This is a genomic window from Mesorhizobium sp. WSM3873 (assembly GCF_001672445.1).
Classification (GTDB): domain Bacteria; phylum Pseudomonadota; class Alphaproteobacteria; order Rhizobiales; family Rhizobiaceae; genus Mesorhizobium.
The window spans coordinates 53490-72813 of the sequence record NZ_LYTM01000017.1; the positions used below are offsets into that span (position 1 = coordinate 53490).

Here is a 19324-nt window from a genome sequence, read left to right on the forward strand (position 1 = left end):
GTGGCCTTATCGGCTCCCGAACCGCTTGGCGCAGCTCACGACGTTTCCGGGTTTTCCTGCGGGAAACCTACACTTGATCACTGGCTGAAAACGCGCGCGCTCTCCAATCAGGAGAAAGGCTTCACGGCCGTTCTCGTTGTCCACGAGGTCGGCCGAGTGGTCGGATATTATGGCTTGGCGCCGACGGCTGTGGTGCCGTCGATCTTGCCCCGGTCGATTCGCACAGGGCAACCGCCCGATCCGGTGCCCTGTCTTCTCCTTGGCCAGCTTGCGACCGATACAGAATGGGCTGGGCGCGGTGTCGGCACTGGCTTGCTGAAGCACGCGCTTCAGCGCTGCGTTCAGGCTGCAGATCTGATTGGAGGACGTGCGCTCATGGTCAATGCAATCGACGGGGAGGCGGCGCAATTCTGGCAAAGACGGGGATTTCTGCCGACTAAGGACGATCCGCTTGTCTTGTTCCGTTCGATTGCTGCAATCGCTGCGTCGCTCGTAGAAGCTCAGAAGTAGGGGCGAGGGCTGCCTCTCGAAGAAGCCGCGACCGCCAACGAATTCTGCGCCTCGAGGCTTAAGCTCGTACTCAGTTATTGTCCGTTTCTTCCGTGGGCGGCCTAAAAGCGGCCGAGCTTGTCGAAAGCGGCCGGGTCGATGCCGAGTTTCTTCAGGTCGCTGCGGCGCGGCTTGCGGTTCGCCTCGACGGCCCGCGATGCGGCAGCCGCGCTGCCGAACGTGCCAAGAAAATCGCCAATCACAAAAAACAATCCACGGTCCATGACAAATACCTTCGCGCGCCAGTGCGCGCGACCTTTCTTTCTGCACTGCAACATAGATGGGTGCCGGCAGGCGAAGATTACAGAGGCGCCGGCGCATAGCCGCCATGCTCGGCACGCAACGCTGCTACCCCCCGGGGCTTGTCCGATGCATCGTCAGGCTTGAAACGCCGGGCGGGATCGTTTATATCAGCCTCAAATTCTTGGTCGGTATGACGAAGAGTGGGTCCACCCGGTCCCGCTCTTTTTTGTTACCTGCCGGCCGGAGCGAAAAGGCGACAGGAAACTTATGACCGCAGCGGCAAGCGAGGCCGACGACCGTATCATCCGCGAAAGCGGTATCGATGCACGCATTGCGCTGATCATACAGCCGGTGCTGAAGGCCATCGGCTTCCGCCTCGTGCGGGTGCAACTGACCGGCCAGAACGGGCTGACGCTGCAAATCATGGCCGAGCGCGACGACGGCACCATGACCGTCGAGGATTGCGAAGAGGTCAGCCGCGCGGTCTCGCCCGCGCTCGATGTCGAAGATCCGATCGAAAAGGCGTATCATCTCGAAGTCTCGTCGCCGGGCATCGACCGGCCGCTGGTGCGCAAATCGGATTTCACCACCTGGACCGGCCATCTGGTCAAGATGGAGACGTCGGTCCTCATCGGCGACCGCAAGCGCTTCAAAGGCAAGATCGCCGAGGCGGACTCCGACGGCATCTTGCTGGAGCGCGACAAGGCGGCCTATGGCGAAGAGCCGACGATACGCGTGCCCTATGACGCGATTGCCGAGGCGCGCCTGGTGCTGACCGACGATCTTATCCGCGAGGCCCTGTCGAAGGACAACAGGGTCCGCAAGGAAGCAAAAAAACGCCGGGGCGAAGCGGAAGAAGATGCAATCGCCGGCGAAGAAAACGAAACCGAACAGGAAAGTTGATCGAGCTTCAGGGCCGATGCCCGGAGCGAAGTCGGGAGAAAGACAATGGTTGTAAGCGCCAACAGGCTCGAACTGCTGCAGATCGCCGATGCGGTCGCGCGTGAAAAGTCGATCGATAAGCAGATCGTCATCGCCGCGATGGCCGATGCGATCCAGAAGGCGGCGCGTTCGCGTTATGGGCAGGAAACCAATATCCGTGCCGACATCAATCCCAATACGGGCGAGATGAAGCTGCAGCGGCTGATGGAAGTGGTCGAGAAGGTCGAGGATTACGCGACGCAGATCGCCCTTTCCACGGCGCGCGAGCGCAATCCCGACGCCCAGCTCGGCGACTTCATCGCCGAACAGCTGCCGCCGATGGATTTCGGCCGCATCGCCGCGCAGTCGGCCAAGCAGGTCATCGTCCAGAAGGTGCGCGAGGCCGAGCGCGATCGTCAGTATGACGAGTACAAGGACCGTATTGGCGAGATCGTCAACGGCACCGTCAAACGCGTCGAATATGGCAACGTCATCGTCGACCTCGGCCGCGGCGAGGCGATCATCCGGCGCGACGAGCTGATCCCGCGCGAGAACTACAAATATGGCGACCGCGTCCGCGCCTATGTCTACGACGTGCGCCGCGAGCAGCGCGGCCCGCAAATCTTCCTGTCGCGCACGCATCCGCAGTTCATGGCCAAGCTCTTCACCATGGAAGTGCCGGAGATCTACGACGGCATCATCGAGATCAAGTCGGTCGCCCGCGATCCGGGCTCGCGCGCCAAGATCGCCGTCATCTCGCGGGATTCCTCCATCGATCCGGTCGGCGCCTGCGTCGGCATGCGCGGCAGTCGCGTCCAGGCGGTGGTCGGCGAATTGCAGGGCGAGAAGATCGACATCATTCCGTGGTCGCCTTCGGCCGCTTCCTTCATCGTCAACGCGCTGCAGCCGGCGGAAGTCGCCAAGGTGGTGCTCGACGAGGATGCCGAGCGCATCGAGGTGGTCGTGCCGGACGACCAGCTGTCGCTGGCCATCGGCCGCCGCGGCCAGAATGTTCGCCTTGCCTCGCAGCTCACCGGCTGGGACATCGATATCCTGACCGAGCAGGAAGAGAGCGAGCGCCGCCAGAAGGAATTCGTCGAGCGTTCGGCCCTCTTCATGGAAGCCCTCGATGTCGACGAGATGGTCGGCCAGGTGCTTGCCTCGGAAGGCTTCACCAGCGTCGAGGAAGTCGCCTATGTCGATTCTGGCGAAATCTCCTCGATCGACGGCTTCGACGAGGACACCGCTTCGGAAATCCAGTCGCGCGCCCGCGAATATCTGGAGAAGATCGAGGCCGAGCACGACGAGAAGCGCAAGGCGCTCGGCGTCGAGGACGAGCTGCGCGAGATCCCCGGCATCACCACGGCCATGATGGTGACCCTCGGCGAGGACGGCGTGAAGACGATCGAGGACTTCGCCGGCTATGCCGCCGACGACCTGATCGGCTGGAAGGAACGCAAGGACGGCGAGACCAAGGTCTATCCCGGTGTGCTCGCCGATCACGGCGTCTCGCGCGCCGATGCCGAGCAGATGGTGCTGACCGCTCGCAAGAAGGCCGGCTGGATTTCCGAGGAAGAACTGGCCGCTGAGGAAGCGGCCGGTGAAACCGTCGGTGCGTGAGGTGACCACCAATCGCAAAACCCGTGGACGAGATGAACGATCGCACTTGCATCGTCACGCGCAGGCAGGCCGAAGCGGATGAACTGATCCGCTTCGTCGTCGGCCCGGATTCGGCCGTCGTTCCGGACATCAAGCGAAATCTGCCCGGCCGCGGTTGCTGGGTCACCGCCGATCGCCTACATATCGACAAGGCAGCGGCGAAGAACCTGTTTGCCCGCGCCTTCAAGGCGCAGGTCACCGTTCCAGCCGAACTCGGCGACATGGTCGACGGGCTGCTTTCCAGATCCGCCCTGGGCATGTTGGGTCTTGCTCGCAAGGCCGGAGCGGTCGTACTGGGCGCCGCCAAGGTAGAGGCTGCCGTGCGCGACGGGCAGGCGCTCTTCGTGCTGCACGCGAAGGAAGCCTCGGACGACGGCGTGCGCAAGATCAGTCAGGCGCGGCGGGCAACCGTTCATCTTGGCGGCCCCGCTACACCGGCCTACAAACTTTTCCCCGAAGCCGAGTTGAGCTTGGCATTGGGGGGTACAAATGTGATACATGCTGCCGTCCTCGCGCAGGATGCGGGTAAGGCGGTTGAGAAGCGCATGGTTGCGCTCGACCGTTATCGGGGCGGAACCCCGGACGATTTGGCAATGCTTGCGGCCGTTGCTGACGATGATGATGCCGCAGAGGATATGGAATGAGCGATACGAAATCGGGCGACGACAAGACGTTGAGCGTTACGCCGAAGAAGACCTTGACGCTGAAGCGCCCTGGCCTCGAGCAGGGCACCGTGCGCCAGAATTTCTCGCACGGACGCACCAAGTCGGTCGTGGTCGAGACCAAGAAGCGCAAGTTTTCGCTGCCCGGCGACAAGCCGGAGCCGGTGGCGCCGTCCGTCTTCACCCCGAAGCCCGCAGCCGCGGCACCCGCGCCTGCCGTGCCGGAAGCGCCGAAGGCGCCGCCGCAGCCGGAACGCTCCGGAATGGTGCTGAACGAGTTGTCGCGCGGCGAGATGGAAGCGCGCCGCAGGGCGCTCGAAGGCTCCAAGGCGCGTGAGATCGAGGATCGTCAGCGCGCCCAGGAAGAGGCCAAGCGCCGCGCCGAGGAGGAAGAGCGCCGCAAGCGCGAGCGTGAGGAGTCCGCCCGCCGTCAGGCCGAAGAAGAGGCACGTCTGCAAACCGAGGCCGAGTCCCGCCGCCGCGCCGAGGAAGAAGCGCGCCGCCGCGCCCCGCAAGCCGCCGAGCTGGCCACGGCCGACGAGGAAGAGGAGGTCAAGCCGCGGCGCCCTGGTGGTGCCGGCGCCGGAGCGCCTGTGCGCCGTCTAGTCACGCCGGAAGTCGCGCGGCCGGCCAAGCCGACCAAGGGCGAGGAAGACCGTCGCCGCGGCAAGCTGACGCTGAACACCGCGCTGTCGGATGAAGATGCGCGCGGCCGCTCGCTGTCGTCGATGCGCCGCCGCCAGGAAAAATTCAAGCGCGCGATGCACAACGAGCCGCGCGAGAAAGTCATGCGCGAAGTGATCCTGCCCGAAACCATCACCATCCAGGAACTGGCGCAGCGCATGTCCGAGCGCGCCGTGGACGTGGTCAAGTTCTTCATGAAGCAGGGCCAGATCTTGAAGCCGGGCGACGTCATCGACGCCGATACGGCCGAGCTGGTCGCTTCCGAATTCGGCCATACGGTCCGCCGCGTCGCCGAGTCCGACATCGAGGAAGGCCTGTTCAACATCGCCGACCGCCCGGAAGACCTGGTGTCGCGTCCGCCCGTGGTGACCATCATGGGCCATGTCGACCACGGCAAGACCTCGCTGCTCGACGCCATCCGCAACGCCAATGTCGTCTCAGGCGAGGCCGGCGGCATCACCCAGCATATCGGCGCCTACCAGATCGAGAAGAACGGTCAGAAGATCACCTTCATCGACACGCCCGGCCACGCCGCCTTCACGGCGATGCGCGCTCGCGGCGCCCAGGTGACCGACATCGCCGTGCTGGTGGTGGCGGCCGACGACAGCGTCATGCCGCAGACGATCGAATCGATCAATCACGCCAAGGCGGCCGGCGTGCCGATCATCGTGGCGATCAACAAGATCGATAAGCGTGACGCCGACCCGCAGAAGGTGCGCACTGAACTGCTGCGCCACGAAGTGTTCGTGGAATCGATGGGCGGTGAGGTGCTGGACGTCGAGGTTTCGGCGACCAAGGGCACCAATCTCGACAAGCTGCTGGAAGCGATTCTGCTGCAAGCCGAAGTCCTCGACCTCAAGGCCAATCCCGACCGCACCGCCGAAGGCGCGGTCATCGAGGCGCAGCTGGACAAGGGCCGCGGTCCGGTCGCCACCGTGCTGGTGCAGACCGGCACGCTGATGCCCGGCGACATCATCGTCGCCGGCAACGAATGGGGCCGTGTCCGCGCGCTGGTCAACGATCGCGGCGAGCATGTGCCGGAAGCGCCGCCGGCAATGCCGGTCGAGGTGCTCGGCCTCCAGGGCACGCCGCAGGCAGGCGACCGCTTCGCGGTCGTCAACAACGAGGCGCGTGCGCGTGAGATCACCGAGTATCGCCAGCGCCTGGCGCGCGAGAAGGCGGTGGCCAAGCATGCCGGCCAGCGCGGCTCGCTCGAGCAGATGATGTCGCAGTTGCAAGCGAGCGGGCTGAAGGAGTTTCCGCTGGTCATCAAGGGCGACGTGCAGGGCTCGATCGAAGCGATCAACGCTGCGCTCGAAAAGCTCGGCAACGACGAGGTCAGGGTACGGATCGTCCATTCGGGTGCCGGCGGCATCACAGAAACCGACGTCTCGCTTGCCGAGACCTCGGGCGCTGCGATCATCGGCTTCAACGTCCGCGCCAATGCGCAGGCGCGCACGGCTGCTGCCGCTGCCGGCATCGAGATCCGCTACTATTCGATCATCTACAACCTCGTCGATGACGTGAAGGCAGCTCTTTCCGGCATGCTCTCGCCCGAGCGGCGCGAGACCTTCATCGGCAATGCCGAGATCCTCGAGATCTTCGACATCTCGAAGGTCGGCAAGATCGCCGGCTGCCGCGTCACCGAAGGCAAGGTCGAGCGTGGCGCGGGCGTGCGCCTGATCCGCGACAACGTCGTCGTCCACGAAGGCACGCTGAAAACGCTGAAGCGCTTCAAGGACGAGGTTTCGGAAGTGCCGGGCGGTCAGGAATGCGGCATGGCCTTCCAGAACTACGAGGACATGCGCGTCGGCGATGTCATCGAGTGCTTCCGCGTCGAGATGGTGAGCCGGACGCTCTAATTTCGGATATACTTGCCGGAGTTCACCGGGCGGCGGCCGCAAGGCTGCCGCCCGAGATCCTTGTTTCGTAGTTGAGACATGTGGCGCGGTCCCATCCCGCGCTTCACGATTTCAGGACTGAAGAAAAATGTCCCGTTCGACAACATCAGGCCCCTCCCAGCGCATGCTGCGCGTCGGCGAGCAGGTGCGTCACGCCCTATCCGAGACCCTGCAGCGCGGCGAAATCATCGACCCGTTGATCGAGAACAGCGTCGTCTCGGTCTCGGAAGTACGCATGTCGCCCGACCTCAAGATCGCCACCGCCTTCGTTTCACCGCTTGGTGTCGGCGACACCGATGCCGTGGTCGGGGCGCTCAACAGGCATGCGAAATTCATTCGCGGCCGCGTCTCGGGCGCGCTCAGGCAGATGAAGTACATGCCCGAGTTTCGCTTCCGGCTCGATACGTCTTTCGACAATTTCGCCAGGATCAACGAATTGCTGAAATCGCCCGAGGTCGCGCGCGATCTCGACCACCAGAATAAAAACAACGACAAGGACGAGGAATAGGTGGCGCGCCGCGGCAAGAAAAAGGGCCGGCCGGTCTCCGGCTGGGTGGTGCTGGACAAGCCGGTCGGCATGGGCTCGACCGAAGCCGTCTCCAAGATCAAATGGCTGTTCCAAGCGGAGAAGGCCGGCCATGCCGGCACGCTCGACCCGTTGGCTTCCGGCATGCTGCCGATCGCGCTCGGCGAGGCGACCAAGACCGTGCCTTACGTGCAGGATGGCGCCAAGGTCTACCGCTTCACCGTCGCCTGGGGCGAGGAGCGGTCGACCGACGACCTCGAAGGGCCGGTGACGAACAGCTCGGACCGCCGCCCGGCCGAGGCCGAGGTGCGGGCGCTGCTGCCGAAATACACCGGCGTCATCATGCAGACGCCGCCGCAATTTTCTGCCGTCAAGATTGCCGGCGAGCGCGCCTACGATCTTGCCCGCGACGGCGAGACGGTCGACATTCCCGCCCGCGAGATCGAAATCGGCCGTTTGGACATCGTCGAGCATGGTGTCGATAGAACCGTCTTCGTGGTCGAGTGCGGCAAGGGCACCTATGTGCGCTCGCTGGCGCGCGACATGGGTCGCGATCTGGGCTGCTTCGGCCACATCTCCGAGTTGCGCCGCGTCGAGGTCGAGCCGTTCACGGCGGACGATTTCGTCACCGTCGCCGAGCTCGAAGCGGCGCGCTTCGGCGGCAAGACGGATGAGAATTCGGACGAAGAAGCCGAGGTGTCGGTCGATTTCGGCGCCATCGATGCGCTGCTGGTCGAGACCGCCGCAGCACTTGACTGCTTGCCGCAGGTCGCCGTCAGCGACGACGCCGCGACCAAGATCCGCCTCGGCAATCCCGTCATCATTCGAGGGCGCGACGCGCCGGTCGAGGCCGAGGAGGCCTGTGCCACGGCGCGCGGCAAGCTCGTCGCCATCGGCGCCATCGAACAGGGCATGTTCAAGCCCAAGCGGGTCTTTGCCGGTTGACGGCACTCGGCTAGTTTCGGCTCGCAGTTCCAGGAAAACGTGTAACGGTTCTCGTCGGAATTGCATGAAAACCGACGGTTAGAGCAGCGATCTGCTATGACGTCGCGCCCCAGGGGAGCTCATGGCCCAGAGGAATCATGGCCCAGAGGATTATGGCCCAGAGGATTGTGGCAATGGCTGAGACCGTCGGAAAGCGGGCGCCGCTGAAAATCCGCCGGCCGCCGGTCGGCGCTTCGCCCGGCACCTTGATCGCCGATCCGGCGGCGCGGCGCAGCGAGCTTCGGCTGACGTTGATCTCGCCGGAGAAATACAAAACCATCGACAATGCCAGCATCGACGAGCTCAACACCCATTGCGACCGCTGGCCGGTCGTCTGGCTTGATTGCACGGGGCTCGCGAACATCCCGCTGATCGAAGAGATCGGCCGGATTTTCGACCTTCATCCGCTGGCGCTCGAGGATGTCGTCAACACCGGCCAGCGGCCGAAGGTGGATTTCTTCGAGGACCACGCCTTCGTCGTCATGCGCATGATCGACGATGTCGCCGCGCATCGCTACGAGCAGATCGCGGTGTTCTTCGGCGAGAATTTCGTCGTCACCTTTCAGGAGCGCGAGGGCGACCCGTTCGATCCAGTGCGCAAGCGCATCGCGGCTCCCATGCCCAACCGGCTGCGCTCGCGCGGCGCCGACTATCTCGCCTATGCGCTGATCGACGCCATCGTCGACAGCTATTTCCCGCCGATCGAGACGGTGAGCGAATTGGTCGACGGCATCGAAGACCAGATGCTCAGCACGCCCCACAAGCAGCAGATGCGGCAGTTGCACGAATTGCGGCGCGACGCCAACGTGCTGAAGGGCGTGCTGTGGCCGATGCGCGACGCGCTGGCGACGCTGATCCGCAACGACGTGCTCTTCGTGAAGGCCGAGACCAAGATATTCTTCAACGACACGCTCGACCATGCGCTGCGGCTGATCGAGCTGGTCGAGACTCAGCGCGACATGCTGACCGGCTTGATCGAAATGCATCTGTCGCTGACCCAGGCACGCACCAACGACGTCATCTCCTATCTGACCATCGTCTCGGTGATCTTCATGCCGCTCACCTTCCTCGTCGGTGTCTGGGGCATGAACTTCGACCCGGATAGCTCGCCCTGGAACATGCCGGAGCTCAAGGCCTACTACGGCTACCCGGCGGCACTTTTGTTCATGCTGGTCGTTGCTGTCGGGCTCGTCGCCTTCTTCAAATGGAAGAAGTGGCTGTAGCAGCAGAACCCTCTGTTTTTGCGGCAGGACATGCGACAAGCCGGCTTGACAATTAGGCTGGTGTTTTGCGGGAAATTGCACTATATGCGCGGCAGCTTCGCGCCCTGACGCGCTGCTTGCACCGGCCCCTGCTGGACGACATCCCGGCTGAGGGCGTCCCGTTTCCTCGAACAGATAAGGAAAAACACGATGTCGATTACTGCCGATCGCAAAAAAGAACTGATGGCCGAATTCGCGACCGCGAAGGGCGATACCGGGTCCCCGGAAGTCCAGGTTGCCATTCTTTCCGAGCGCATCAAGAACCTGACGGAGCACTTCAAGGACCACAAGAAGGATAACCATTCCCGCCGTGGTTTGCTTGCTCTCGTTTCCCAGCGCCGCAGCCTGCTTGATTACCTCAAGCGCAAGGATGACACGCGCTATCAGACGCTGATCGACAAGCTCGGTCTCCGTCGCTGACGAATTGACCGGCGGGCTCTCTGCGGAGAGCCCGCCGGTCGCGCATTGGCGGACCGGTCGCTCCGGTGCCCGATGCTGGAGTGGAGCGCGCCGCGCGCTCTCGAAATTCGCATTCGCGCATGGCGCGTCTCGGAAACAGGGGTTTCCGGCGTCGTGCGCAAAAGGCCGGCCGACCGGTCGGCCAGACCCGGTTCCGGAAGCGCAAAGGGCCTTTCGGAACCGCCCATGGACGGTCATGGGGCAGGATTGCAGGATGCTCGCTCGGCAATCGCCACCTGTCGAGCTTCCCGTTGTCTTGCCCGTGGCTGCCCGAAGGAAGCCAGGGAAGGGATGCTCCGCGACCGTTGAGACGGCGCGGCCCTTTCCGCACATGAAGGACAAGATATGTTCAATCAACACAAAGTGGAAATCGAATGGGGCGGCCGTCCGCTCATCCTGGAAACCGGCAAGATCGCTCGCCAGGCTGACGGCGCGGTGCTCGCCACCTACGGCGAGACCGTGGTTCTCGCCACCGTCGTTTCGATGAAGGAGCCGAAGCCCGGCCTCGATTTCTTCCCGCTCACCGTCAACTACCAGGAAAAGACCTATGCCGCCGGCAAGATTCCGGGCGGCTACTTCAAGCGCGAGGGCCGTCCGAGCGAGAAGGAAACGCTGGTTTCCCGTCTGATCGACCGCCCGATCCGCCCGCTGTTTGCTGACGGCTACAAGAACGACACCCAGATCGTCGTCACCGTCGTCCAGCACGATCTCGAGAACGATCCGGACATCCTGTCGATCGTCGCTACCTCGGCCGCGCTCACGCTGTCCGGCGTGCCCTTCATGGGCCCGATCGGCGGCGCCCGCGTCGGCTACATCAACGGCGAGTATGTGCTCAATCCGCATATCGACGAGATGGAGGAATCGAAGCTCGACCTCGTCGTCGCCGGCACCGCCGACGCCGTGCTGATGGTCGAATCCGAGGCCAAGGAGCTCAGCGAGGAGCTCATGCTCGGTGCCGTCGTGTTCGGTCACAAGAGCTTCCAGCCGGTGATCGACGCCATCATCAAGCTGGCCGAGGTCGCCGCCAAGGATCCGCGCGACTTCACCGCGCCGGACCATTCGCAGCTCGAAGGCGAGATGCTGAAGGTTGTCGGCGACGAGCTTCGCGACGCCTACAAGATCATCGAGAAGCAGTCCCGCTACGCGGCCGTCGACGCCGTCAAGGCGAAGGTCAAGGCCGCGTTCACGCCGGCCGAAGGCGAGGATCCGAAATACTCCTCCGAGCAGATCGCAAGCGTCTTCAAGGAACTCCAGGCCAAGGTGGTACGCTGGAACATCCTGGACACCGGCTCGCGGATCGACGGCCGCGACCTGAAGACCGTGCGCAAGATCGTCGCCGAAGTCGGCGTCCTGCCGCGTACCCATGGTTCGGCGCTGTTCACCCGCGGCGAGACTCAGGCGCTGGTCGTCGCCACGCTCGGCACCGGCGAGGATGAGCAGTTCGTCGATTCGCTGACCGGCATGTACAAGGAGAAGTTCCTCCTCCACTACAACTTCCCGCCCTATTCGGTTGGCGAAACCGGCCGCATGGGCTCGCCGGGCCGGCGCGAGATCGGCCACGGCAAGCTTGCCTGGCGCGCGATCCACCCGATGCTGCCTTCGGCGGACCAGTTCCCCTACACGCTGCGCGTCGTCTCGGAGATCACCGAGTCGAACGGCTCGTCCTCGATGGCGACCGTCTGCGGCACCTCGCTGGCGCTGATGGATGCCGGCGTTCCGATCGCCAAACCCGTGGCCGGCATCGCCATGGGCCTGATCAAGGAAGGCGAGCGCTTCGCGGTGCTCTCCGACATCCTTGGCGACGAGGACCATCTCGGCGACATGGACTTCAAGGTCGCCGGCACCGCCAACGGCGTTACCTCGCTGCAGATGGACATCAAGATCGATGGCATCACCGAGGAGATCATGGGCATCGCGCTCGGCCAGGCCAAGGAAGGCCGGCTGCACATCCTGGGCGAGATGGCGCATGCCATCTCTTCCTCGCGCGCCGAGCTCGGCGAATTCGCGCCGCGCATCGAGGTCATGCACATCCCGACCGACAAGATCCGCGACGTCATCGGCTCCGGCGGCAAGGTGATCCGCGAGATCGTCGAGAAGACCGGCGCCAAGATCAACATCGAGGATGACGGCACGGTCAAGATCGCGTCGGCCAACGCCAAGGAGATCGAGGCGGCGAAGAAGTGGATCCACACCATCGTGGCCGAGCCGGAAGTCGGCGAGATCTATGAAGGTACCGTCGTCAAGACGGCCGACTTCGGCGCCTTCGTCAACTTCTTCGGCCCGCGCGACGGCCTCGTCCACATCTCGCAGCTCGCCAATGAGCGCGTCGCCAAGACCTCCGACGTCGTCAAGGAAGGCGACAAGGTTTGGGTCAAGCTGATGGGCTTCGACGAGCGCGGCAAGGTGCGCCTGTCGATGAAGGTCGTCGACCAGGCGACCGGCAAGGAAATCGTTCAGGAAAAGAAGAAGCCGGAAGGCGAGGAAGACGCCGCCTGATCGGCCTGACCGCATGATTGAGACGGGCGCGCTGCAAGGTCGCGCCCGTTTCTATTTCAAGCGCCCTTCAAGGGTAGGTGAATGGCCGCTGAGCCGCTGAAGACGCTGTTCTATCCATTTGAGGCCGAAGCGCTGCCTTGGCCGCGAAGCGATGCCCGCATCCTGTTTCTTGGCGCTGAGCCTGGTTTCCGTTTGCCCGGCGGCGTCGCTGCGGCGCTGCATCTCGTGCAAGGCTTTCGGCCGCATTTTCGTGCTCTGCAGGCAGCCGGCTATTCGGTCACGCCGAGGGCGGAAGGCTCGGCCTTCGATGCTGCCCTTGTGCTGGCCGGCCGGCATCGCGGCCAGAACGAGCTGCGCATCGCCGAAGCCATCGAGCGCGTCGCGCCCGGCGGATTGATCGTCGTCGCCGGCGGCAAGGAAGACGGCATCGATAGCCTGCGCAAGCGCGTGGGCGCGCTGGCGCCGCTCGAAGCCCACCTGCCGAAGCATCACGGCGTCGCCTTCTGGTTCCGCCAGGCCGGCATGGATGCGGCCCGGGCGCTTCGCGCCGCCAACCCTAATCTGATCGTCGAAGGCCGCTTCCGCACCGCGCCCGGCATGTTCTCCTTCGATCGGGTCGACGCAGGATCGAAGCTTCTGCTGGACAGCCTGCCGCAGGGGCTTGCGGGCAATGTCGCCGATTTCTGTGCCGGCTGGGGCTATCTGGCGGCCGAAGTGATGGAACGCTCGACAGGGCTGTCCGGTCTCGACCTCTACGAAGCGGATTTCGAGGCCCTGCAGGCGGCAAAGGCCAATATCCGCGCAACCGCAGTCGAGCCGCGCTTCTTCTGGACCGATCTGCTGACCGAAACGGTCGAGCGAGGTTACGACGCGATCGTCATGAACCCGCCCTTCCACAGCGGCAGGGCTGCCGACCCGGGCATCGGCGCTGGCATGATCCGCGCGGCGTCGAAGGCGCTGAAACCAGGCGGACGCCTGTTCATGGTGGCGAACCGGCAGTTGCCCTACGAACAGGTGCTGGCGGGAGCCTTCTCCAGTCACGCCGAGGTCGCGCGCGATGGCATGTTCAAGGTGTTTTCGGCGCGGCGTTAAAAGCAATTCCAGGTAAAGCGTGAGACGGTTTTCCGTCCCCGTGATTGCTCCAGGAAAAGAACGCAGCGCCCTACTGCAGGCTGACGAGGCGTGCCGGCTCGCGCCTGGCATGAACAGGGCGCAACGCGCCGAGCTCGATCTCGAGCGGCGCGGGGCGGCCGAACAGATAACCCTGCACGACCTCGCAACCGGCGGCTCTCAGCAGCGTCGCCTGGTTCTCGGTCTCGACGCCTTCGGCGATGATGCCGACGCCGAGCGCCCGCGATAGCCCGACGATGGTCGAGACGACAGCGCCCGAGCTGGAATCGGTATCGATGCGGCTGACGAAGGAGCGGTCGATCTTCAGCTTGCCGAACGAGAAGTCGATCAGATAGCTCAGGTTGGAATAGCCGGTGCCGAAATCGTCGACGGCGACCGAGATGCCCATCTCGGCGAGTTGCCGCAGGATGACGGCCGCGCGGTCGCGGTCCTGCATCATCGCCGTTTCGGTGACTTCGAGTTCCAGCCGCGACGGCTTGATGCCGGTCGATGCCATGGTCTGGCGCACGATGCCGACGAAGTCCCTGGTCATGAACTGGACCGGCGAGATGTTGACGGCGACGAAGCAATCCTCCGGCAGGTACTGGGCGTCGCTGCAAGCCTTGCGCAGCACCCATTCGCCGATCGGGTTGATCATGCCGGTTTCCTCGGCGATCGGAATGAATTCCATCGGCGGGATCATGCCGCGTTCCGGATGCTTCCACCGGATCAGCGCTTCATAGCCGACGACGCGGCCGCCCTGGAGGTCGAATTGCGGCTGGTAGTGGAGGCTGAAGTCGCCGCGGTCGAAGGCGGCTTTCAGCTCCGATTCAATCCATTGCCGGTGGTCCGCAACGCGGCCCATGTCGGCGTGGAAGACTGACCAGTTGCCGATGCCGCTTGCGCGCGCATTCTGCAGCGCCAGGTTTGAGCGGCGAAGGATGAGCACCGGATCGACGCCGTCCTTCGGCATCGCCACGATGCCGACGGACATGCTGACCGACTGCAGATGCGTCTGGAGCTGGTAGGGCTCCATCATGCGGTTGATGAATGTTTCGAGGAACCGTTCGAGATATCCCCGGATCTCACGGTCCGGCAAGAGCACGGCGAATTCGCCGGCGCCGAGCCGCCCGATCACGGCATCCTCCGGCATGCTCTCCTTCAGCCTTTTGGTGAAGGCGCGGATCAGCTCGTCGCCATGACTGTAGCCGATGGCGTCGTTGATCTGCTTGAAGCGGTCGATGTCGATATCGATCAGATAGACCGGTTCGCCGGTCTCCAGCGTTTCCGCTGCCGCCGCCGCGACCTTTCCAACGATCGCCTGGCGCGTCAGCAGGCCGGTCATCTTGTCGAAATGGGTTTCCTTGAAGACGTATTCGGCCGATTCATCGATTCCTGCGAAGAAGGACATCGCGGCGCCGCCGGCGGAAAGGGCACAGAGCGCGGCGATGATACTCGCCATCGTTCCGGCAGACATGCCGGCCAGGCCGTCGCCGAAGCCGAAGCGCAACCCCCAGAGTCCGAGGATAAAACTGCCCATGGCCGAGCTGGCGATGGTGATCAGCCGGAACAGCGGTGTTCGCTTCGGGTTGCTGACTGCAGACATGCAAGGTCCCTGAACTACAGGGCCGTTTAGCGGATACCTCCTTAAGATGGGTTTCCGCCAATGCCTCCAATTTTACTGGAAGGTGCTTTTTTCGTTAGCGAATTATTCGCGGGGGCCGTCGTTCTGCTTCAGTTCCTCTAGCGTCGGCATGGAGACGATGTGATAGCCGGAATCGACATAGTGGATCTCGCCTGTGACCCCCGACGACAGATCGGACAGCAGGTAGAGCGCCGAGCCGCCGACCTCGTCGATGGTGACGGTGCGCCGCAGCGGCGAGTTGCGCTGCTGATAGGAGAACATGTGGCGTGCGTCGGATACGCCGGAGCCGGCGAGCGTCCGCACCGGTCCTGCCGAGATGCCGTTCACCCGAATGCCGCGCGGGCCGTAATCATTGGCGAGATAGCGCACGCTTGCCTCCAGTCCGGCCTTGGCGACGCCCATGACATTGTAGTTCGGCATGACCCGCACCGACCCGGCATAGGTCAGCGTGATCATCGAGCCGCCATTCGTCATCAGCGCGGCGGCATTGCGGGCGATCTCTGTAAAGGAATAGCAGGAGATCACCATGGTGCGGACGAAGTTGTCGCGGCTGGTGTCGGCGTAGAGGCCCTTGAGCTCGTTCTTGTCGGAGAAGCCGATGGCGTGAACGACGAAATCCAGGCCGCCCCAGACTTCGCGAAGCGTCTGGAAGGTTGCGGTGACCGAGGCGCTGTCCTCGACGTCGCAAGGCACGACCAGCGAGGCACCGAGCTTCTCTGCCAGCGGCTTGACCCGCCGCCCGAAGGCGTCACCCTGATAGGTGAAGGCAAGCTCCGCCCCGTGCTCGGACAGTTTCTTGGCGATGCCCCAGGCGATCGAATGATCGTTGGCGACCCCCATGACAAGCCCGCGCTTGCCCTTCATCAACCCTTCCATAAAAGGCAATCCTTATGCGGAATAGCGCTGGAAAATCAGCGTTGCGTTGGTGCCACCGAAACCGAAGGAATTGGACAGGACGGTGTCGATCTTGGCGTTGTCGATGCGCTTGCGCACGATCGGCATGCCCTCGAATTCGGGGTCGAGCTCCTCGATATGGGCGCTCTCGCCGATGAAGCCGCCCTGCATCATCAGGATGGAGTAGATCGATTCCTGGACGCCGGCGGCGCCGAGCGAATGGCCGGTCAGCGACTTGGTCGAGGTGATATACGGCATCTGGTCGCCGAACACCTCGCGGATGGCGCCCATTTCCTTGGAATCGCCGACCGGCGTCGATGTGCCGTGCGTGTTGATGTAGTCGACCGGCGTCGAGACGGTTGCAAGGGCTTGCCGCATGCAGCGCACGGCGCCTTCGCCGGACGGCGCCACCATGTCGTAGCCGTCGGAGGTCGCGCCGTAGCCGACGATCTCGGCGTAGATCTTGGCGCCGCGTGCCTTGGCGTGCTCCAGCTCTTCCAGCACCAGAACGCCCGCGCCGCCGGCGATGACGAAGCCGTCGCGGTTGACATCATAGGCGCGCGAAGCGGCCGATGCCTTGTCGTTGAATTTCGACGACATGGCGCCCATGGCGTCGAACAGGTCCGACATCGTCCAGTCGAGATCCTCGTGGCCGCCGGCGAACATCATATCCTGCTTGCCCCACTGGATCAGCTCACAGGCATTGCCGATGCAGTGCGCGGAGGTCGAGCAGGCGGACGAGATCGAGTAATTCACGCCGTGGATCTTGAACCAGGTCGCCAAGGTGGCCGAAGCGGTCGACGACATCGCCTTCGGCACCGCGAACGGACCGATCCGCTTCGGGCTGCTGTTCTTGAGCGTCGTTTCGGCGGCTTCCACGATGGTCCTGGTCGAGGGTCCGCCGGAGCCCATGACGATGCCGGTCCGCTCATTGGTGATGTCGCTCTCGCCGAGCCCGGCGTCCGCGATCGCCTGATCCATGGCGACATGGTTCCAGGCAGCGCCTTGGCTCAGGAAACGCATTGCGCGGCGATCGATCATCGCCGACGGGTCGAGCGTCGGCGCGCCCCACACCTGGCAACGGAAACCGTGCTCGGCGAAGGAATTGGAAAAGCTGATGCCGGACTTGGCATCGTAAAGCGAGGCCTGCACCTCATTGGCGTTGTTGCCGATCGACGACACAATGCCGAGGCCTGTCACTACGACGCGTCTCATTCGCAACTCCTTCCGGCGTAGTTTGGCGAAAAACCTAATTGGTTCCCGCCTTCGATCACACGCAAAATAAACTGCCGCGGCGTCCTTGCGCATCCGTCGGACACGCCAGGCCCCGTGGCGATGGCGATCAGGCGGCGGACTGCTTGGACAGGCCCACCTTCAGATCCGTTGCCGCGTATATGGGTTCGCCATCCGCCTTGAGCCAGCCATCGGCGATGCCGAGCACGAGGCGGCCGCGCATCACGCGCTTGAAGTCGACGCCATATTCGACCTTCTTGACCGATGGCGTCACCATGCCCTTGAACTTCACCTCGCCGGTCGACAGCGCCATGCCTTTGCCGGGTTCGCCGAGCCAGCCGAGATAGAAGCCGGTTAATTGCCACATGGCGTCGAGGCCGAGGCAGCCCGGCATGATCGGATTGCCGATGAAATGGCAGGCGAAGAACCAAAGATCCGGCTTGATGTCGAACTCGGCACGGATGAAGCCCTTGTCGAAGGCGCCGCCGGTCTCGCTGATCTCGGTGATGCGGTCGAACATCAGCATCGGCGGGTAGGGCAGCTGGGCGTTTCCCGGTCCGAACAGCTCGCCGCGGGCGCAGGCAAGCAGTTCCTCGTAGTCGTAGCTGGACTTTTGACCCGCCATTAATTCCGTCCCCGTTCTCGTTCCGGGCGGCAGGGCGCCCATGTCGTTGGTTTCCTAACACACTCTGTTTGTGGCCGGAAACCGGCGTTTGCGCTTAACCCGTGCGCCTGCCTGGGTCAATGCGCGCTATTGATCGCATTTGGGCGACAGAATATATGTCGGGTGGTGTCCAGTTTTTGGCATTGACCTCTTTTTGCCATTCTGGACCGGTCTATGGGGCTTGCAAGCTTAGACGGGATAGATGGATTCGGGCTGCCGGAAGGAAAATGTCGCTGTGGACAAGCGGGTTCGCGAAGCCGGCCTGAGGCCGACGCGCCAGCGCATTGCGCTGGCCGACCTGCTTTTCGCCAAGGGCGACCGACACCTTTCGGCCGAAGAATTGCATGAAGAGGCGATCGCCGCCGGTGTGCCGGTTTCGCTGGCCACCGTCTACAATGCCCTTCATCAATTCACCCAGGCCGGCATGCTGCGCATCCTTGCCGTCGAAGGGTCGAAGACCTATTTCGACACCAACACTTCCGATCACCACCACTTCTATGTCGAGGGCGAGAACCGGATCTTCGATATCGCCAGCGGCCCGGTGAGCGTCTCCAACCTGCCGGAGCCTCCGGAAGGCATGGAGATCGCCAACGTCGATATCGTGGTGAGGCTGCGCCCCAAGCGCCGCGACTGATCTGCCCGGATCTGGCGATACGGCTCGAAGACCATGATCGCGAAAAGTCGGAACCGGTTTTGCTACGCTGACCTGCGGTTTGGATCAGATCATGGTCCAGACAAAATAGATCAGTTCTTGACCTTTTCGCCCGGGTAGGCGCCCCAGACCTGCGACTGGGCGACCCAGCCGGTATGGCCGTCGAAGGTCATCTCGCACCACTGACCGTCGCACTTCTTGATCGAGCCCATCACGCCTGGCTCGAGGATGGCGACAACGGCGGCGTCCTTGTCGGGATCGTCGAGCAGATTGATTCGGCCGCCCTTGCCGCGCTGCCAGGGGGCGACGATCGCGGTGCGGCGGCCCGAAAGCAGCGACTGGTTGATCCAGCCTTCGGAGCCGTCGGCGTCGCGCACGCGGCGCCAGGTGTCGAATTCCTGGATGATTTCCATCGGCAGTCCGGCCTTCATGTACATCCAGTCGACGGAATAGTTGGCGCCCGGACCGACGCGCGAATTGACGCGTCCGGATTTCAGGCTGACGAAGCGCGGCAGCGGCAGGCCGCTCGGCCCCAGCGTCACGGTCTGCGCCGACGTGGCCGCGCCTTGCGCGGATGTCTGCGGCGCCCAAAGCAGAGTGCCGAGAACGGCTGCGCTGAAAGCCAGGCGGAGCGAGGCGAAACCAGACACGTTCATTCCTTTCGGCGCCGGTCCGTGGGAGGAGCGCCCCTTTTTCTTTGTCTTCGGCGGCACCGCTTGTTACAGGAGTGGGCTGATACCGCGACTGGCTTCAAGTTTCGCTTGTCTTGGTTAAAGAGGT

18 protein-coding genes are annotated in these 19324 nt (G+C 63.5%); 12 read left to right on the forward strand and 6 right to left on the reverse strand.

Features of this window, described 5'->3' with window-relative positions; all coding sequences use genetic code 11:
* Positions 1–510, forward strand: coding sequence for a GNAT family N-acetyltransferase (locus tag A9K71_RS14110; protein ID WP_066996337.1), 510 nt, complete (start codon positions 1–3; stop codon positions 508–510).
* 101 nt (positions 511–611) lie between these two features.
* Here A9K71_RS14110 and A9K71_RS14115 read toward each other — a convergent pair whose 3' ends face one another.
* Positions 612–827 carry a hypothetical protein gene (locus A9K71_RS14115; protein ID WP_066996340.1) on the reverse strand — a complete coding sequence of 72 codons (216 nt, stop codon included), beginning with the start codon at positions 825–827 and terminating at the stop codon, positions 612–614.
* A gap of 232 nt (positions 828–1059) precedes the next feature.
* On the opposite strand from A9K71_RS14115, the gene rimP reads away from it, so the two are divergent.
* The 10 genes from rimP (at position 1060) to A9K71_RS14165 (ending at position 13438) form a co-directional block, all read left to right on the forward strand.
* Positions 1060–1695, forward strand: coding sequence for a ribosome maturation factor RimP (gene rimP, locus A9K71_RS14120; protein ID WP_066996344.1), 636 nt, complete (start codon positions 1060–1062; stop codon positions 1693–1695).
* 45 nt (positions 1696–1740) lie between these two features.
* Positions 1741–3333 (forward strand): transcription termination factor NusA, encoded by a 1593-nt coding sequence (nusA, locus tag A9K71_RS14125; protein WP_066996346.1) that lies wholly within the window; start codon positions 1741–1743, stop codon positions 3331–3333.
* A 32-nt stretch (positions 3334–3365) separates the two neighbouring features.
* Positions 3366–4016: an RNA-binding protein gene (locus tag A9K71_RS14130; protein WP_082980511.1), complete on the forward strand. Its 651-nt coding sequence runs from the start codon at positions 3366–3368 to the stop codon at positions 4014–4016.
* Positions 4013–6580 (forward strand): translation initiation factor IF-2, encoded by a 2568-nt coding sequence (infB, locus tag A9K71_RS14135; RefSeq protein WP_066996352.1) that lies wholly within the window; start codon positions 4013–4015, stop codon positions 6578–6580. The genes A9K71_RS14130 and infB overlap by 4 nt, the downstream gene beginning before the upstream one ends.
* 127 nt (positions 6581–6707) lie before the next feature.
* Positions 6708–7127 (forward strand): 30S ribosome-binding factor RbfA, encoded by a 420-nt coding sequence (rbfA, locus tag A9K71_RS14140; RefSeq protein ID WP_066996355.1) that lies wholly within the window; start codon positions 6708–6710, stop codon positions 7125–7127.
* Positions 7128–8090, forward strand: coding sequence for a tRNA pseudouridine(55) synthase TruB (gene truB / locus A9K71_RS14145; RefSeq protein ID WP_066996358.1), 963 nt, complete (start codon positions 7128–7130; stop codon positions 8088–8090).
* A gap of 167 nt (positions 8091–8257) precedes the next feature.
* Entirely contained in the window at positions 8258–9352 is a 1095-nt protein-coding gene (gene corA, locus A9K71_RS14150) for a magnesium/cobalt transporter CorA (RefSeq protein ID WP_066996492.1), read from the forward strand.
* 147 nt (positions 9353–9499) lie between these two features.
* Positions 9500–9811 carry a 30S ribosomal protein S15 gene (gene rpsO / locus A9K71_RS14155; protein WP_275955123.1) on the forward strand — a complete coding sequence of 104 codons (312 nt, stop codon included), beginning with the start codon at positions 9500–9502 and terminating at the stop codon, positions 9809–9811.
* A 384-nt stretch (positions 9812–10195) separates the two neighbouring features.
* The gene (gene pnp / locus A9K71_RS14160) at positions 10196–12346 is read left to right on the forward strand and encodes a polyribonucleotide nucleotidyltransferase (protein WP_066996362.1); all 2151 of its coding nucleotides are present in this window, start codon (positions 10196–10198) and stop codon (positions 12344–12346) included.
* 81 nt (positions 12347–12427) lie between these two features.
* Positions 12428–13438 carry a class I SAM-dependent methyltransferase gene (locus tag A9K71_RS14165; RefSeq protein WP_066996365.1) on the forward strand — a complete coding sequence of 337 codons (1011 nt, stop codon included), beginning with the start codon at positions 12428–12430 and terminating at the stop codon, positions 13436–13438.
* Between the two features lie 70 nt (positions 13439–13508).
* On the opposite strand, the gene A9K71_RS14170 is transcribed toward A9K71_RS14165, so the two are convergent.
* The 4 genes from A9K71_RS14170 to fabA all read right to left on the reverse strand — a co-directional run bounded on the left by A9K71_RS14170 (position 13509) and on the right by fabA (position 17853).
* The gene (locus A9K71_RS14170; RefSeq protein WP_066996368.1) at positions 13509–15062 is read right to left on the reverse strand and encodes a bifunctional diguanylate cyclase/phosphodiesterase; all 1554 of its coding nucleotides are present in this window, start codon (positions 15060–15062) and stop codon (positions 13509–13511) included.
* Positions 15063–15164: 102 nt separating this feature from the next.
* Entirely contained in the window at positions 15165–15977 is an 813-nt protein-coding gene (fabI, locus tag A9K71_RS14175; RefSeq protein WP_066996371.1) for an enoyl-ACP reductase FabI, read from the reverse strand.
* A 12-nt stretch (positions 15978–15989) separates the two neighbouring features.
* The gene (gene fabB / locus A9K71_RS14180; RefSeq protein WP_066996374.1) at positions 15990–17210 is read right to left on the reverse strand and encodes a beta-ketoacyl-ACP synthase I; all 1221 of its coding nucleotides are present in this window, start codon (positions 17208–17210) and stop codon (positions 15990–15992) included.
* A gap of 127 nt (positions 17211–17337) precedes the next feature.
* Complete coding sequence (gene fabA / locus A9K71_RS14185; protein ID WP_027165888.1) at positions 17338–17853, reverse strand: 3-hydroxyacyl-[acyl-carrier-protein] dehydratase FabA; 516 nt, start codon at positions 17851–17853, stop codon at positions 17338–17340.
* 241 nt (positions 17854–18094) lie between these two features.
* Between fabA and irrA the strand changes: the two genes are divergently transcribed.
* Positions 18095–18526, forward strand: coding sequence for an iron response transcriptional regulator IrrA (irrA, locus tag A9K71_RS14190; protein ID WP_066996377.1), 432 nt, complete (start codon positions 18095–18097; stop codon positions 18524–18526).
* 110 nt (positions 18527–18636) lie between these two features.
* Here irrA and A9K71_RS14195 read toward each other — a convergent pair whose 3' ends face one another.
* Positions 18637–19194, reverse strand: a complete 558-nt coding sequence (locus tag A9K71_RS14195; protein WP_066996495.1) for an SH3 domain-containing protein — start codon at positions 19192–19194, stop codon at positions 18637–18639.
* Positions 19195–19324: the final 130 nt, after the last annotated feature.